Genomic DNA, 17,695 nt, shown 5'->3' on the forward strand with positions numbered 1-17,695 from the left:
CTGTAGCTATCATTTCCTCTTCTAAGTCAATAGCCACAACAACACCTAAATCACCAACAGAACGCTCTTTAGTTGTCCAGTTGAAAGCAACTAGCATAAAACCTAACACAACAACCAAACCTATTTGGGTGAAGGTTGATTTATGTTGCTCTAAATCAGCTTGTGGATTCTTTTTAACTTCCATGGTTTCTTAGTTTTACAAAAAATAAAGTTATAAATTCTATTTCAATAAATCAAGAAAAATTCAAATTATCTTGCATAAAATAAAATGAACCTGATTCAAAATGAGAATACGAATAATTAATTTTATAGCACAATGTGTTCTGTTTCAACAATTTGAATGTTTGCGGTATAGAGACGCCATATTATGACGTCTCTACGATTTTTATTGTTTAATTATTTTATACTCACCATTACAATTTTCGGTATGAACTATTAAGAAATAGATACCATTATTTAACGAAGTTATATCTACATTAGTATTATTTAAAATATTTTCGTTACTTATAATTTTTCTTCCAAGTACATCGAAAACTTCTATTTTGTTAATGTTTTCTGCACATTCAATGGTTATGTTATCTGTAGCGGGGTTGGGATATACTTTTATTGTGCTAAAAGTATTATCTTCAATTCCCACCACAGTAGCACACACAGGTGCTGAAGTACAACTATTGTAAACAACTTCTACACAATAGTCGTGTGTACCGCTGGTAACATTTTCATCTATATAATTAGTTTCTGTAAGCCCACTTGCAATTTCAACTCCGTCTCTTGTTATGGTGTAAGTGTAATCTTCAGTAGCTACGCCTGAAATTGTAATATCATCAACAAACCATGCGTAATAAAGTCCTCCAGTAGCCAATGCATGCCAAGCTAATTTAATGTTTTGATTAGCGTATTCAGCAAGGCTAATGTTAATAGCTTCGTCATAGTGGTTTATTCCTGCGGGTTGTGTTGAAGCATCCCATAATTCTGTCCAGTTAAAACCATTGTCGATAGAAATCTTTACATAGTAGTGGTCTCCATGTGTAGAGCCACAGGTTAAGTATGTCCAAAAATTAAGATTGGCTTGTGCTGGAAGAGAGAACCTCGGTGAAATCAACCACTCATTTTGATCTGCGTTATCCCAATGACACTGCATTTGGGAAGAGCCCTCGTGAGGATAAACATTTCCTGAAGGGTATTCAATAGTACCAACTTGTCGCCATGTATCAGAAGTGTTGTAAGAGTGAATATCCCACCCGTCTGCTTCAATGTTACCTTCAAAACCGTAGGTTATGGTAATGTTGTTATCACCGCCAGCTTCTGTTGGAGCATCCCAGGTTAAGTTTACTGTAGAACCGTTTGCTATAGCTTGAAAATTTGTAGCAGGGTCGCAGTTGAGCACAATAACAGATGCTGCACAAGCTCGATCTGATGTATAGCCTGTATAAACCACTTTTACACAATATACATATGTGCCGTTGGGAACATCTGTATCGGTATAAATAGTCTCTGTGATTCCTGTTGCAATTTCATCGCCATCTCTTGTGATGGTGTAGGTGTACTCACGACCCAATAGAGTTTCTCTTCCTTTCATCGGAGCATCCCATGTTACGCTTACGTTTGAACCTTCCACTATTGCTTGTACGTTTGTAGCTGGATTGTGAACAGTAACAGGTGCTGCACACGCAGGTACTGACGTGCCTCCTGCGTATACCACTTCCACGCAATAATCGTGTGTGCCGTTGGCAACGTTGGTATCGGTGTAACTAGTTTCTGTTATTCCGCTTACTATTTCAGCACCATTTCGGGTAATGGTGTAAGTGTAGCTACTTTTACCGCCGTAAACGGTTACGTCGTCAATATCCACACTCCAATGGTCGTAGCTATCATAATGGCGGAAAGCGATATATTTGGTTCCTGCCGGCAAATCTATATTTCTTTCGTACCAAGCGCCGGGTGCTTTAGGGCTATTTTCCGATTTGCCACTTTGTGAATTAGCGTTTTTAGCTATAGTTGTTTCTTCAAAAACAGTGGTAAAATCTCCTAAATTGGTTCCTGCTGTTGAAACCATTACGGCATATTTATCGCCAGTATAATAATTACTTCCTGAGCGAACCCAATATTGCACACTAGTGGCTCCTTCAACTAATGGGGTAATTAAATAGTTGTCGGGAGATAGAGCAGATCCTTCCCATGATTTGGAAGAGACATATTTTGTGCCACTATGTGCTTCTCCTTCAGGTATAATCCAGTTAATTCCGTCTCCGTCGAAATCAACTGTTGTCCAACCTGATGGCAATGACCCCGATTCAAAGCTTTCGCTTAATATAACCGCACCTGATGTTGGTGCATCCCAAGTTATATTAACGTAAGAGCCGTTTACTGTAGCTTGAACGTTTGTGGCAGGTGGATAAGTATCCTCATCAGCAGGTGCTAATACCGCGCGAATGTTCCAGTTGCAATCGAAGCTATATTCGGTTAATTCATCCCAATTAGTTGTAAAATTTCCGTATATCCAGGCTCCTTTTCCAGGTACCATTGGTCCCGCGTCAACTCCTAAAGTTACCGTATTAGGAGCTAGATCGAAGCCTATCCAATAATCTCCCGATACAAGTGGCAGGGCAGTAGGGAGAGTAAATTCGTTCCATCCGTCAACAATTTGATCTATTGCTAATGTGTCATCGACTAACAATTCTCCCGGCTCTGTAGCGGTACCGTTGCCATAAATTAACATTCTAATATTAGTTATAATTGAAGCATTGCCTATGTAACACCTTACTTTTTCGATACTACTATTGCCATAATAAGAAGCTAACTCATCGGAAGTTAATCTTATAGCACCAATATAAGAATCACCATCACCTGCATATAATTCATTATCATTGTCACCATCGTAATGTATAACAATTTCAGAGTCGTTTACAGTAACGGGTGCTGCACAAGCCGGTACAGATGTACCGCCTGTATAAACCACTTTTACGCAATATTCGTATGTGCCGTTTGCGACACCGGCATCGGTATAGTTGGTTTCTGTAATTCCTGTTGCAACTTCAGTACCGTTTTTGGTAACAGTATAAGAGTATGTACTTGCTTCACCGTAAACGGTTACATCGTCAATATACATTGCCCATTGTCCATGGCAGTTATAGTGACGGAAAGCCACATATTTTGTTCCTGCAGGAAGGTCAACGGTTCTTTCATACCAGGTTCCTAATTTTGGAGTTTCATCTCTCTCTTTTGGTCTGTATATTTTAGCAGTTAAAGTCTCTTCAAACACTACCGTGAAATCTTCCGCATTTGTTCCTGTAGAAGAAGCCATTACCGCATAATTATCAGCAGGGTAGTTAGCACTATGTGCTACAACCCAGTAATTGATGCTTGTTGCTCCATTTACTAATGGGGTAATCAGATAGTTATCAGGAGTAATATCTGCACCACCTGTGTAGGATTCAGAATAAACGCTTCCCGGGGCGTTGTATCCTACACTACTTGAATAGTTCCAAATGTTTCCGTCTTCATTGGCATCAATTTGAGTCCAATCTGCAGGTATTCCACTATCAAACTCTTCGCTCAATAGAACAGCTCTGCCTTTTGCAGGAGCGTTCCAGGTTACAGTTACGTCTGAGCCGTTTGCCGTGGCTTGAACGTTTGTAGCGGGTGGATAAGTCCCTCCGCCATTGGGTGATAATACCGCGCGAATATTCCAGTTATAATCGAGGCTATATTCAGTCAACCCATCCCAACCGGAAGTAATTCCTTCTGAATAGATCCATCCTCCTTTTCCGGGTATCATTGGACCTGCGTCAACTCCCAATGCTTGTGCTGGAGCAGTTACATCGAAGCCTACCCAATAATCTCCAGATGTAAGTGCAAGAGGAGTAGGAAGAGTAAATTCGTTCCATCCGGTCACAACTTGATCTGTTGCTAATGTTTCATCGACTAACAATGCTCCCGGCTCTGTAGCGGTACCGTTACCATAAATTAACATTCTAATATTAGTTAAAGTTGAAGCATCGTATATGTAACACCTTGCTTTTACGATACTACTATTGCCATAATAAGAAGATAACTCATCGGAAGTTAATCTTATAGCACCAATATAAGGACTGCCTCCAGCTTGTATTGCTAGATGATTGTCACCATCGTAATGTATAATAACTTCTCTTTCTTTAGCAGGCGAGGCTTGCTGTAATGTTGCCTTACTTATGGTTCTTTTAGGTCCAACTTGTATGACCCCGGATTGATTTTGCGCTTTTATTCCGCAGTGCATGGCGAAAACTAACGCCAATAAAAAACTGATCTTTCTCATAATCATTTGATTTTAATTTATTAAATACTGTTTTAAGTTCTTTATATTAAGATAGTTATTGAGCAAATGCTTTTGTGGCTTTGTTAAACATACTTTTATAACATTAGAACTTAAATGTTTAAGTTCTTACCGCGCTAAAAGTATATAAAAAATAACAATTATGCAATCCGTAAAAATACGGATAGCTATCCGTATTTTTTGCAATTCTCTTTATAATATTGTCAATATCAGCAATATGCTTTTAGTAAAAATAAACGTTAATGATTTGTTAAAAGCTAGAGATTAACAATTATTTATGGTAATCTGTTTAATCTGTGAGTTCCGTGTTACGATTGTTAATTGAATTTGGTTCTTTTTGACTACTTTTGACATCTCAAAAAAACAAAGCGTGATATTATTTAATTCTATAGATGATTTTAATTTTGATTCATGCGCGGTTTCAGTAGGAGCGTTTGACGGTGTTCATATCGGGCATGTTTCAGTTTTAAACTATTTGTCTGAGCTGGCGAGAAAGAGTAGCTTGCCGTCGGTTGTTTTAACTTTTAAAAATCACCCACAGCATTTTTTTAAAACTCATACTGATTTTAAGCTGTTAACCACGCTTGATGAAAAAATAGAGTTGATAAAAGAGATGACAAATATTGATGCTATTGTTCAAATCCCCTTTGATACTGATATATCGACATTGAAGTACAATGATTTTGTTGACAAGATTCTTAAAACGAAGCTAAGAGCAAAAAAAATTGTTATGGGTTATGACCATCGCTTTGGAGCGGGTGGAGAGGGGACGTTCGAAAAAGTGAAAGCATTTGCCGAAAAATACTCTATTGGTGTTTATAATGCTCCCGAATTATATCCCGGAGAACACCTTAGTAGTTCACGGATTAGAAGGCTTCTTTTCGAGGGTCATGTGGCACATTCAGCCACGCTCTTAGGATATAATTATGGTTTTACAGCAAAAGTTATTTATGGTCAGCAGTTAGGTAGAAAAATAGGGTTTCCAACAGTTAATTTGTCACCGTTATCAGCAGATAAGTTGCTACCATTACAGGGAGTTTATATTGTTAAAGTTCTGATTGGCAGCAAAACACAATACGGAATTTTAAATTATGGGGTAAGACCGACGGTCAATAATTTGTCTCAACCAACAGTTGAAGTACATATTTTTGATTTTAGTGATGTTTTATATGATAAAACAATAAGAGTGGAGTTTTTAGAACGAATTCGTAGTGAAATGAAATTTAATTCTATTGACGAACTAAAATCACAAATAAGAAAAGATAAAGAAAAAGCTGAAATTTATTTAAAATCTAAAAATTGTTAGTTTATTAAAAGCTACCGTCTGAGAGTTGTTTAAGCCTGATATATAGTGCATTACATCTATTTTGCAAATTCTCATATTCAGAATTAATTCTTATTCTGTCGTTTTTGACAATAGCTTTGTCTAATTTTTTTATTGACTTATTTAATTCAATGTCATCTATATTGTAAAGGTTGTTTTTAATAAGTGATAAAACTTTCTTTGTCTCTTGCTTAGACTCCTCATTTATTGCTAACTTTAGTTTTAACAAATGTGCATTCAGTTCGTTATTAAAAAAGTCTAATGTTTTCTGAATTTCAGTATCGTTGTTGTCAGAAAAAACAGTTTGTAATAAGGGTTTATCATTGGTGGTTTCAATGCTTTCTTCTATCTTAGAGTCTGTTTTCAAATTTTCGTAAAATGAGATCAATTTTTGTGGATCAAATGGGCTAAATAAATAATCATCAAAACCTCCATATTCAGTTGAAATATCCTTTTCTATATTTGTGTTATTAACAGTACCGATTATAAGTTTAGGAGTATTTTCAGAACTTAATTTTGTTTTTATAAAATTCGGGAATCTTTGATTTTCTGCAGTGTGCATTAATACGTCAATAAATACTATATCATAACTATTCTTTTGTAATAAAAGTTTTGCTTTTTTTCCGCTATCTGCATAGTCAAAAATAATGTTTTGATCGTGGGCATTTAATACATTTAAAATAATAGCTATCTCTTCGAGGTTTTCATTAGCAATTAGAATATTATGAAACTTAGTTCTAACATCCGATTTGTTAAGTTCTGTTGCAATAGAGTCGGTAGATGTTTTTATTTCAATCGGAATGTTAACATAGAAAGTTGTTCCTTCGTTTTTGTGAGAATCAATATTAAGTGTTCCTCCAAAAAGTTCTGCTAATTGATTAGCTATTTTTATTTCAAGATTAATATCTGATTGTTCTGACAGCACAGAAGTGTTAAGGTCTGAAATAGAGGTAGATAGCACATCTTCACTAATGCCGTAACCGTTGTATATAACAGTAACTTGCAATGTGTCATTTTTTTCTATAAAAAAGTAGCATTCAACAGAGTCTCCTGAAAAAGAATTTTGAATGGCAATATCAATAAGAATGGAGCATATTTGTATAATACGAATTTGATCGGAAATGATTATTTTGTCGTGTCCAATTTTGCATTCAACTTTGAATGCAATGTTTTTTTCTGTAGCTTTATGTTCATAACTGCTTTGCAAAAACCGAACAATATTGTTAATTGTAAATGGCAGTTTCTCTATTTTGAGTATTCCTGCATTAAATTTGGCATAGGTTATTAAGTTGTTCAGCATGGACAACAGGTTGTCAGAAGAATATTTGACCTGTTCTAAATAATATCGCTGAATGTCATCAATCTGAGATCTTAAAATTAGATTTGAAAAAGAACTAATCACATCTAAGGGAGTTTTTAAATCATTTGCAACATTTGAAAGGAATAGTTCTTTAATTTCTGATATTTTTTTGACACTATCGTACATTACCGATAACTGGCTGTTTTTTTGTTCAATAATGCTATTTTTTATGGTTAAGACATCGTTCAGTTTTTTACTTTGTCTATATAATTTCAGCAATGAATAGCCCGCAAATGTTATAATAACCATGAATATGGCAGCAACAATTAACAAAGCATTTCGTGATCTGATATCTTTTATATGGCTCTCTAACTTAAGGTCTTGCAGAGCTTTTTCAGTATTTAATCGCGATATCTCCTGGTCTTTTTTATCTGTTTCATACTCTTCTTTAAGTTTGGCAACTTGTTGTATGTTTGTTATACTAGCTAAAGAATCTTTTATTATAATGTGTTCTTTATGACATTTTAGTGCATTATTATAATCACCTATTTTTTCATACGTAAATGACAAATCCTTTAGTACTGCAGATATTTGTGTTGGTGTGTTTATTTCGCGTAACATTTGTAAAGCTTGTTGCTGCATGCGAATGGCTTCATTATAGTTTTTTAAAGCGGAATAGCACGCGCCCATTTTGCTAAGTGAAGCGGCTTGTCCGTTAATATCGCCTATTGCCAGTTGTATGTCATAAGATTTTTTGTAATGGTAAAGTGCACTTTTGTAGTCTTGCTTTTTTTCAAAATATACCTCTCCAATATTAAAATATGGCATAGCTTGTCCTCGTAAATCGTTCAGCTCCTGATATATAGCGAGAGCTTGTTTGAAATTATATAGTACACTGTCATATTTTTCTAAATAGTAGTATGTTGCCCCAATATTGTTATATAAAAGAGCTTCGCCTCGTTTGTCTTTAATCTCCTTTTTCAGTATAAGGGATAAGTTGTAGTATTTTAGAGCCTCTTCAAGCTGTCCTTGCCAGTATAGCAGTAAGCCGATATTTACGTATGCGTGTGACATTCTGTCTTTGTCCCCTAAACTGTCAACTATTCTTAAATTACGAAAAAGATATTCGCTTGCCTTTTTATAATCGCCTTGTTCTTGGTAAAGTATTCCTAGATTATTTAAACATGAGCTTATTCCTTTTGCGTTTTTTGCCTTGGAAAAAGTTTTTAAAGCTGCATTATATAATACTTCTGCGCTATCGTATTTGTTTTGAAGATAGTATATGGTGCCGTCTAACATTTCGGCATGTCCAAGTCTGTAGAAATTATTTTTTGTCGATAAACCATAAAGCTTTTTAAGGTAAAATTTTGCAGAATCAATGTCAACATTGCGATAATAGTTTACAATACCGCTTAGGGCCTCGAACTTTGCACTATCGTCTCCTTGTGCATAGACTGTACGCAGACTGTCGATATTGTTGCCTGAAACAGAGCCAATTGCTATTAGCAAGAAGCAACCGGTGAGTAGCATAGAACGGGATAATCTCAAAAAAGGTTTCATTTTAATAAATTATACGTTTTGCAAAAGGTATAGAAACATAAATCGTACCATAAACATAGTTATATCTCAAACAATAATTTTTCAGGAAATTAGAAAGTGTCTATAATTGTTGATTGTTTATTCAGTTCTGCTCTTGCTTCTATAAATTATTACCAATTGCTAATGAGGTTTGTATTGCACTACATCTGTTTTGTAAACTATTAAATTCAAATTCGATTCTTATTCTATCGTTTTTGACAATGGCTTTATCCAAATTTTTTATCGATTTATTTAATTCATTGTCAACTATATTGTAAAGGTTACTTTTGATAAACAGCAAGATTGTTTTCATGTCTTGCTTTGACTCCTCATTTATTGCAAACTTTAATTTTAACAAATGTGCATTCAGTTCGTTATTAATAAAGTCTAATGTCTTCTGAATTTTTTCTTTGTCATTGTCAGAAAAAATATTTTGCAATGGAGTTTTATCATCAGCAGTCTCAAAACCTTCTTCTATTTTAGAGTCTGTTTTTAAATTTTCGTAAAATGATATCAATATCTGAGGATCAAATGGACTAAACAAATAATCATCAAAACCGCTATATTCAGTTGAAATATCTTTTTCTAAACTTGTATTATTAACAGTCCCGATTATAAGTTTAGGAGTATTTTTAGAACTTAATTTAGCTTTTATAAAATCTGGGAAGCTTTGATTTTCAGCAGCATGCATTAATATGTCAATAAATACTAAATCGTAACTGTTTTTTTGTAACAAAATCTCTGCTTTCTCTCCGCTATCTGTGCAATCAAAAATAATGTTTTGGTCGTGGGCATTTAATACGTTCAAAATAATAGATATTTTTTCGTGACTTTCATTAACGATTAGAACATTGTAAAATGTGGTGTAAGTGATAGATTTGTTAAGCCCTGTTGTTGCAATAGAATCGGTAGATGTTTTGATTTCAATTGGAATATTAATACTGAAAGTTGTTCCTTTGTTTTTGTGAGACTCTATATTAAGCGTACCTCCAAAAAGTTCTACCAAGTTTCGGGCTATATTTACTTCTAGATTTACATCTGTTTGTTCTGACAATGCAGAGGTGTTAAGGTCTGAAAGTAAAGAAGATAAGACGTCTTCACTAATGATATATCCGTTGCTTGATACTGTAATTTGCAATGTGTCGTTTTTTATTATAAAAAAGTAGCATTCAATAGTGTCTCCAGGTAAAGATTTTCTAATGGTACTATCAATAAAAATGGAGCATATTTGTATAATACGAATTTGGTCTGAAATAATTATTTTGTCATCTCCATATTTACATTTAACATTAAAAGTAATATTTTTCTCTGCAACTTTATGTTCATAACTGTTTTGCAAAAATCTAACAATATTTTCAACTGAAAATGGTAGTTTTTCTAAGTTGAGTACCCCTGCATTAAATTTGCTGTAGGTTATTAAGTTGTTCAATAGGGATAATAAGTTGTCTGATGAATGTTTGACTTGTTCCAAATAATATTGTTGATTAGAATCAATTTGGGATGATAAAAGCTGAGTCGAAAAATTAGTTATTACGTTTAAAGGGTTTTTTAAATCATTGGCAACGTTTGAGAGAAAAAGTTCTTTAATTTCTGATGTTTTTCTTATGCTATCGTACATTACTGATAATTGACTGTTTTTTTGTTCAATAATGTTGTTTTTTATATTTAAGGCATCATTCAATTTTTTACTTTGTCTATATAATTTCAGCAATAAATAGCCCGCAAAAGTTATTATTGCCATGAATATGGCAGCAACAATCAACAAGGCGTTTCGTGATTTGATATCTTTTAAATGGCTTTCTAACTCAAGTTTTTGCAACGATCTTTCACTAGTTAATTGCAATATTTCTTGATCTTTTTTTTCTGACTCATACTGCTCTTTTAATAAAGCTATTTGTTGCATGTTAGTTTTATTAACTAACGAATCGTGTATTAGAGAGTATTCTTTATAATAACTTAATGCTTTTTTATTGTCGCCAATTTTTTCGTATGTTTTTGACAAGTCTTTTAGTACTGTAGCTATTTGTGTTGGCGTGTTTATTTCGCGTAACATGCGTAAAGCTTGTTGTTGCACATGAATTGCCTCCTTATAGTTTTTTAAGGCAGAATAACATACACCCATACTGCTAAGAGAGATAGCCTGTCCATTAATATCACTTATCGCTTGCTCTATATCAAAAGATTTTTTGTAATAGTAAAGAGCTTTTTCATAATCTTGCTTTTGCCCTGAATATATCTCTCCAATGTTAAAATATGCCATTGCTTGTCCCCGTATATTGTTCAGTTCCCTGTAAATTGCAAGAGCACGTTTAAAATTATCAAGCACATTATCATACTTCCCCAAGTAATAGTACACTATTCCAATATTGTTATACAACAGAGCCTCTCCTGGTTTGTCGTTAAGTTCTTTCTTTATTCCACGGGCAATGTTGTAATACTTTAAAGCGTCATCGTATTGTTCTTGTTCTTGTAGTAACAATCCGATGTTTATGTAAGCTCTTGAAAGCTCATATTTGTTTTTCAAGCTGTCAGCTATTCTTAAATGGCTAAAATGGTATTCACCTGCTTTTTTATATTCGCCTCGTTCTCGGGCAAGTACTCCTAAGTTGTTTAAACAAGCGCATGTCCCTTTTGGATATTTTGCCACCAAAAAAGTTTTTAAAGCCATATTGTATAGCATTTCTGCGCTATCGTATAAATTTTGTCGATGATAAATTGAGCCATCTAATAATTGGCTATTTCCAAGTCTGTAGTAATTGTTATCAGTTGATAGTTTGTAAAGTTCTTTAAGGTAAAATTTTGCAGAATCGATGTCAGCATTGCTATAATAGTAAGCAATACCGATTAAAGCATCGAAACTAATACTATCGTTTCCATGCAAGTATGCTGTGCGTAAACTGTCGAGATCATTGCTTTTAACAGAACTAACTGATAGTATTAGAAAACCACTTACGAGCAGCACAAAACGGTATAATTGCAGTATAGGCTTTAACTTAAATAAATTATACATTTCGCAAAAGCATTTAGATACGAAGTGAACTACAAAGATAGTTAACTTTTACAATCATTTATTGAGTTAAAAGTTAAAAGTTTTAAAGTCAAAAGGTTGCTAAGAGTTAGTGACTGGATTTATTGAAGCCACTTTTGTATGGGGTTATGTTTATTTGGTAACTTCAACAGGCTTACCGACCAGTAAATTTTTAAAATAAAAAGGGTCTGGCTAAATTGCCCAGACCCTTTTAAATAGTTTATTTAATTATCTATTAAATCTCCATGAATGGCATTTTAAATGTATTAGCCGGGATATAAGTTTCCTTAATAGCACGTGGACTTACCCATCTTAAAAGATTTGTGCTTGCTCCGGCTTTGTCATTGGTTCCTGAAGCTCGTGAGCCTCCAAACGGTTGTAACCCAACAACTGCACCTGATGGTTTATCGTTAATATAGAAGTTACCCGCAGCGTAACGAAGAGTATTGTATGCTTTAACAACTGCATAACGATCGTTTGCAAAAACAGCACCTGTCAAGCCGTATATAGATGTTTTGTTACAAAGCTCCAATGTTTTTTCGTAATCTTTGTCGTCGTAAACATATATTGTAACAACGGGTCCGAATATCTCTTCCTGCATTGTTTTAAAATATGGGTCGGTTGTTTCGATAATTGTTGGTTGAACAAAATATCCAACTGATTTATCGCCGGTACCTCCTGTAATAATTTTACAACTTGACGATTTTTTAGCAAAGTCGATATAGCTCATTATATTATCGAATGATTTTTCGTCAATAACGGCATTCATAAAATTGCTAAAATCGGTTACGTCACCAACTTTGATTTCTGCAATCTGCTCTTGAAGTTTTTGTTTTACTTCAGCCCACATTGATTTAGGTATATATACTCGTGATGTTGCTGAACATTTTTGTCCCTGGTACTCAAATCCACCTGCAATAATAGCAGTGGCAACTTCTTGAGAATCAGCAGAATTATGAACAAAAATAAAGTCTTTCCCTCCTGTTTCACCAACAAGTTTGGGATATGAGGTGTAGTTTTCAATATTCTGTCCAACTGCTTTCCACAGGTGATTAAATGTGCCACTTGAGCCTGTAAAGTGTATTCCGGCTAAATCTTTATGTTTTGTAACTACATCGCCAATTAATGATCCGCGTGCGGGAACAAAGTTAATTACGCCATCGGGTACTCCGGCTTCCTGGAAAATTTTCATCATAAAATAGTTTGAAAACAGAGCGGTGCTTGCAGGTTTCCAAACGGTAGCATTACCCATTAAAACCGGTGAACCGTTTAAGTTCGATGCTATTGATGTAAAATTAAACGGGGTGACCGCAAATACAAAACCCTCTAAAGCTCGATATTCTAATCTATTCAGTTGAGTTTCCATAGATTTTGGTTGACCTGCATATATTTGCGATGCGAAGTGTGCATTATACCTCAGGAAATCAATATTTTCGCATGTGGCGTCAATCTCAGCCTGATACGGATTTTTACTTTGTCCGAGCATGGTAGCTGCTAACATTACGTTGCGATATTTTTTTGAAAGAAGCTCGGCAGCTTTTAGCATTACAGAAGAGCGTTCAATCCAAGAAAGGTTTTCCCATTCTCTTTTGGCTTTTAATGCTTCATCAATAGCTAAAGCAATCTCTTTCTCGCTTGCTTGGTGGCATTTAGCCAAAATATGTTTGTGATTATGTGGCATGACCACATCAAGGGTTTTCCCTGTACGAATCTCTTTACCACCAATAATTAATGGGATTTCAATTTGTCCTGATGATAGCCTTTTTAATTCTTCAACAAGTGCTGAGCGTTCTTTGCTATTCTTTGCAAACTGTTGTATTGGCTCGTTTTTTGGACTTTCGAATTTAAATAGAGCGTTGTTCATAGTTTTTTTTAAGTGTTTTATGTTAATTAAATTATTTATCTTTTTATATAAAATGTCAGTCGAGACTATAAAAATAGGAAATTTATCGCAGTTTTAGAAGAAATTGTTAAAAAAACGTTTGATTCAATTTGCATTGTATGTTAATTGGGTGTTGTGGTGTTGTAGAGACGGAGCATGCTCCGTCTCTATGTTGTTGCGGGTTGTTATGTTATTTGTGGATAGAGACGGTGCATGCACCGTCTCTACATATAAAAGATGTGTTATTAAATAGTTGTAACTGAAATAGTTTTGTATTTTTGTTTATCAAACGTACACAAATATGCGTAATTCAAAGTTTAAGAACATCTATCGTATATCATCAGCGCGAGCTGAATGGCACGATTATTCAGGTGGTAATTATTTTGTAACAATATGTACCGCTGAACATAAACGTTATTTTGGGGAGATTGTGGATGGCGAAATGCGGTTGTCTGAAATTGGTAATTATGCTGATGAATGTGTACGGAAAATAGAGGAGTTGCATTCAGATATTTCTGTACCGTTGTATGTGGTTATGCCGAACCATATTCATTTAATTGTGTGTGTTGGTGTTGTAGAGACGTCATATTATGGCGTCTCGGTGGATGTGTCCGAAAATGTTGAGGAGACGCCACGATGTGACGTCTCTACAATTGAAAAAAACGAAAAAATGAAATCCATTGCCGGTAAATGTGGACGTTTGTCGCATGTTATTTCGCGTTATAAATCTGCTGTTACACATTATGCCAATGAAAATGATATTTCGTTTAAATGGCAAACGAGGTTTTACGATCGCATTATTCGTAACCAAAAAGAGGTAAATGATGTTGTTGAATATATTGTGAATAATCCCTGTAAATGGGAGACTGATGAGTATTATTGATTATACGTCCATAAATAGAGACGCCATGGTATGACGTCTCTACATGGGTGGTTTTTGAGTGAGACGCCATGATATGACGTCTCTACGGTGGGATGTTTGTAAATGAGATGCCATGATATGACGTCTATACAAAAAAAGAGGCGGACTTAAAAGCCCGCCTCTACTTATTTAATATAGTTCAATGGTTTATTGTTTGATAAATCTTTGAACTTTAGTTGCGTTATCATCAATTACGCGTATGAAGTAAACTCCGCTATTTAGTTCAGAAACTGAAATTTCTTTAACTGTTTCGTTCATTTCAAATGAGTTAATAATTGAACCGTCATTTGAATAAATTTCAACAGTAGCGTTATTTGTGTTATTACGTGTAATTGTTAATGTGCTGGTAGCTGGGTTCGGATATAGCATAAATCCTTGTGCTGTAATATCGTCTGCCATACCAACCATTTCAACTAAGATCTCTGTATGATCATCTATCATTACAGTGTTAGTTTCATCACCAAAACCAGGTTTCGTTACAAGCCAAGTATATTCACCACCTGGTAGTTCGAATGTGGCAACACCGGCAGTGTTAGTTAGTGCCGATTCGCTACCAATAACAACGTTAGCTTGTACAATTGGAGCACCGTTGCTTTTTCTCACAACAGTAAATGTCACATTGTACGTTGGCTCAGGCTTGTTAAATTCGATTTCTACTATTTCAGAAGAACCTGTTGAGTAAACAGCTTGAACTCCTGCAGTGTGTAGACCAGTTGGTACATTTTGGAATGTGTAAGTTTCTTCCATAATACCTGTTTCTATCTCTTCATCATCAAGATATACTGTAAATCCATTAAAAGATCTTGTTTGGCTTGGTGTACCAAAGTAGTCACCAATTTCAGGTATAGATACAACAGATATCTGGTCAGAAGTAAATTCTCCGATACGTGCGTTCTCGTCAACTACTGCTCCTGGTCTTACAACGTCAAGTACTATTCTTGTTTTTGCATCAGTAACGGTAATAGTTGTCATATCATTATAACCACCAAATTGAACGTAGAAATGATAATTTTTACCTTCTTCTAATACGTAGTTATCTTTACGTCCGTTTTCACCTGCTGCAATCCATAGTCTGTCATTAGGAGTTGGGTTTACTATACAGTAGTCGTAAGTTCCTACAGGTACTAGGATAGTAGCTGAGCTGTTACAAATCATATTTTGAGTATTACAAACCGGGTCTGCATTTTCTGGAATCTTGTATTCGAATACATCGTACAAGGTTGCAGGAGCGTTACAATCAGCTAACCAGCCAGAAGTAGGAATTGTTTGTCCGTACTCAACAGCGTCGGCGTCTAATAGCAATTGGTAACCTGAACCGTCACCCCAAACATCGTCTGCTTGTAAGGTAACATTTACTCCATATACATTATTCCAAGTGAAAACTACATCATTACCATCAAATGCATACTCTAGATTATTTGGTGTTTCAATAATTTCAACTATAGTAGCCTGGAATGTAGTATTTGCATTAATAGTTACGCTATCTGCGGCAAAAGGTTCATATCCGGCTTTAGTAGCAGTAATAGAGTAAACACCTTTCCAAACAGTTGGGAATGTTATATCTCCTGTTGCACCTGTTGTTCCTTCATAAACATGTTCTTCAATACCATCATGGTTAGTTAGAGTAACAGTAACTCCTTCTACTGCTCCATCAGCGTTGTCTTTAACGTTGACAGTATATTCAGTTTCCATGTCTTTTGCAAGAATGTTGGATAATCTTGGACTTGACTCAACATTGTTGGTGTACATTGCTGCAACTGCATATTGATATTGTGCTGCAGGTAGTGCTTCCCAACCAGTGTCAGTATATGTGGTGTCAGTAACTGAGGTAGCTAATACTGTCCAATCAGCTTGTGCCTGGTCTTTAACTAAGCGATATACTTTGTAGTTAGTAAATACTCTTTCTGCACTGTTTTCTACAACTGTAGTTTCTCCAGCTTCTTTAGCACTTGTAAATCTTAATTCTGATGATAAATTGCTAATATCTAGAAGTTCTACTTTTGTAGGATTCATTTCTTGTTCTGCAACTAACTTGCTAAGTTCTGTAACATAACCTTTTCCGTTATCAATATATGCTCCAAGAGCCCAGTTGTAACTTAGTCCGTACGATGTTAATGTTGCCCATGCTCCACCAGCTATTAGACATTGGTCTCCAAATCCTGTAACTGCTGGACCTTCGTCAACTCCACCAGGGTAGTTTGCTGCAGCAGGTGTGATTTCAACACCATACCATAACTCTTGTCCATCGGGAATTAATACAGGTGTTGTAAGTTCAACTTCGTTCCATTGTGAAAGTACAACGTTAGGTACCACTTGTTCGTGAGCTAAAGTTCCCGGGGCTGTTGCTGAACCGCCTGTCCATACTTGTACTTTATATGTACCTGCTCCGTGAGGGCTGAATCTCACTTTTGATACAGACATACCAACTACCTCAAGCGTTTCTAAGTTTTCAGCAGAGAAACGGTGTGCACATGTGATAGTACTTGTACCGGCTCCAACACCATTATCTGTATCTGCTTCGCCACTCCAGGTAATCCATTTTGGGTCGCCACCTTGTCCTGGAGCTAACCAGTTTACTTTAACGTTTGCACCTTCTACTGCAGCAGTAACTTTACCAACTGGGAAAGCAATCTCTTCCATTACAATGTTGTGGTCAGTTATATTAGTAGCACCAACAGTAATTGTTCCTACGTATGCTTGATAACCTTCAATGGCATCAATAGTTACTTCATACTCTTCACCTCCACCCCAAACATTTGCTATTGAGTAGTTTCCGTTAGCATCAGTAGTGTCTGTATAGTCGGCGTAGCCGCTAAAACGAACAACAACACTATCTACTGGAGCACCGGTGTCGCTTTTTGTAACTTGACCACTAACAGTAACTTGTGGACGTGGTGCTATTGTTGCGTTAGCAGTAGCAGTTTGGTCAGCAACAACATTAATGTTTTCTACAGTAGAACTTATGAATCCAAATTTGCTGAACTCAAGTGCATAAGTTCCTGGAATCAAATATGGTAGAGAATAGTTTCCAGAAGCATCTGTTGTGGTTTTTCGTGTAGCGTCAACTATTTTAACTGTAACGCCTCCTACTGGATTTCCTTCACTGGTTACATTACCTGAAATTGTTCCAAGTCCAGCTGTATTGAAGTACATGGTAATGTCAGGAATGTAAGTGGTTGTTGATCCTCCTGTTGGAGCAAGTGGGTCAAGTTGAGAGTCTGATTGAGCACGACGAGAGCGTTGTTCTTCTGTGTTCGTTAAGTAGAACAAGTCTGTGCTCTTGTAGTATTGATCATCAAGGTTTCTGTATGTATAAACAACCAAGTTTTGACCACTGTAGACATAAGGA

At 35.6% G+C, this 17,695-nt stretch carries 8 protein-coding genes; 2 read left to right on the plus strand and 6 right to left on the minus strand.

Going from position 1 to position 17,695, the window contains the following annotated elements; all coding sequences use genetic code 11:
* Both GX311_00825 and GX311_00830 read right to left on the minus strand, forming a co-directional pair.
* The coding region (locus GX311_00825; protein NLK14921.1) for an energy transducer TonB at window positions 1-184 on the minus strand (184 nt) is incomplete at its 3' end.
* Between the two features lie 201 nt (window positions 185-385).
* The gene (locus tag GX311_00830; GenBank protein NLK14922.1) at window positions 386-4,294 is read right to left on the minus strand and encodes a T9SS type A sorting domain-containing protein; all 3,909 of its coding nucleotides are present in this window, start codon (window positions 4,292-4,294) and stop codon (window positions 386-388) included.
* Between the two features lie 388 nt (window positions 4,295-4,682).
* Here GX311_00830 and ribF point away from each other — a divergent pair, with 388 nt between their 5' ends.
* Window positions 4,683-5,618, plus strand: coding sequence for a riboflavin biosynthesis protein RibF (ribF, locus tag GX311_00835; protein ID NLK14923.1), 936 nt, complete (start codon window positions 4,683-4,685; stop codon window positions 5,616-5,618).
* A gap of 4 nt (window positions 5,619-5,622) precedes the next feature.
* On the opposite strand, the gene GX311_00840 is transcribed toward ribF, so the two are convergent.
* The 3 genes from GX311_00840 to pruA form a co-directional block, all read right to left on the minus strand.
* Window positions 5,623-8,496, minus strand: a complete 2,874-nt coding sequence (locus tag GX311_00840; protein ID NLK14924.1) for a tetratricopeptide repeat protein — start codon at window positions 8,494-8,496, stop codon at window positions 5,623-5,625.
* Window positions 8,497-8,635: 139 nt separating this feature from the next.
* Window positions 8,636-11,524, minus strand: coding sequence for a tetratricopeptide repeat protein (locus tag GX311_00845; protein NLK14925.1), 2,889 nt, complete (start codon window positions 11,522-11,524; stop codon window positions 8,636-8,638).
* 253 nt (window positions 11,525-11,777) lie between these two features.
* The gene (pruA, locus tag GX311_00850) at window positions 11,778-13,406 is read right to left on the minus strand and encodes an L-glutamate gamma-semialdehyde dehydrogenase (protein ID NLK14926.1); all 1,629 of its coding nucleotides are present in this window, start codon (window positions 13,404-13,406) and stop codon (window positions 11,778-11,780) included.
* A gap of 319 nt (window positions 13,407-13,725) precedes the next feature.
* Between pruA and GX311_00855 the strand changes: the two genes are divergently transcribed.
* A complete protein-coding gene (locus tag GX311_00855; protein NLK14927.1) occupies window positions 13,726-14,307 on the plus strand; it encodes a transposase in 582 nt (193 codons plus the stop codon).
* A gap of 186 nt (window positions 14,308-14,493) precedes the next feature.
* Here GX311_00855 and GX311_00860 read toward each other — a convergent pair.
* Window positions 14,494-17,695: DUF2436 domain-containing protein (locus GX311_00860; GenBank protein NLK14928.1), on the minus strand; the 3,202-nt coding region annotated here is incomplete at its 5' end.

Source organism: Bacteroidales bacterium (assembly GCA_012519055.1).
In the GTDB taxonomy this organism is placed as follows: domain Bacteria; phylum Bacteroidota; class Bacteroidia; order Bacteroidales; family Salinivirgaceae; genus JAAYQU01.

Excerpts from the sequence above, each read along its gene's own strand:
- GX311_00830 (NLK14922.1), bottom strand. The coding sequence starts at position 4,294 with ATGAGAAAGATCAGTTTTTTATTGGCGTTAGTTTTCGCCATGCACTGC.
- GX311_00840 (NLK14924.1), bottom strand. The coding sequence starts at position 8,496 with ATGAAACCTTTTTTGAGATTATCCCGTTCTATGCTACTCACCGGTTGC.
- GX311_00845 (NLK14925.1), bottom strand. The coding sequence starts at position 11,524 with ATGTATAATTTATTTAAGTTAAAGCCTATACTGCAATTATACCGTTTT.
- pruA (NLK14926.1), bottom strand. The coding sequence starts at position 13,406 with ATGAACAACGCTCTATTTAAATTCGAAAGTCCAAAAAACGAGCCAATA.
- GX311_00855 (NLK14927.1), top strand. The coding sequence starts at position 13,726 with ATGCGTAATTCAAAGTTTAAGAACATCTATCGTATATCATCAGCGCGA.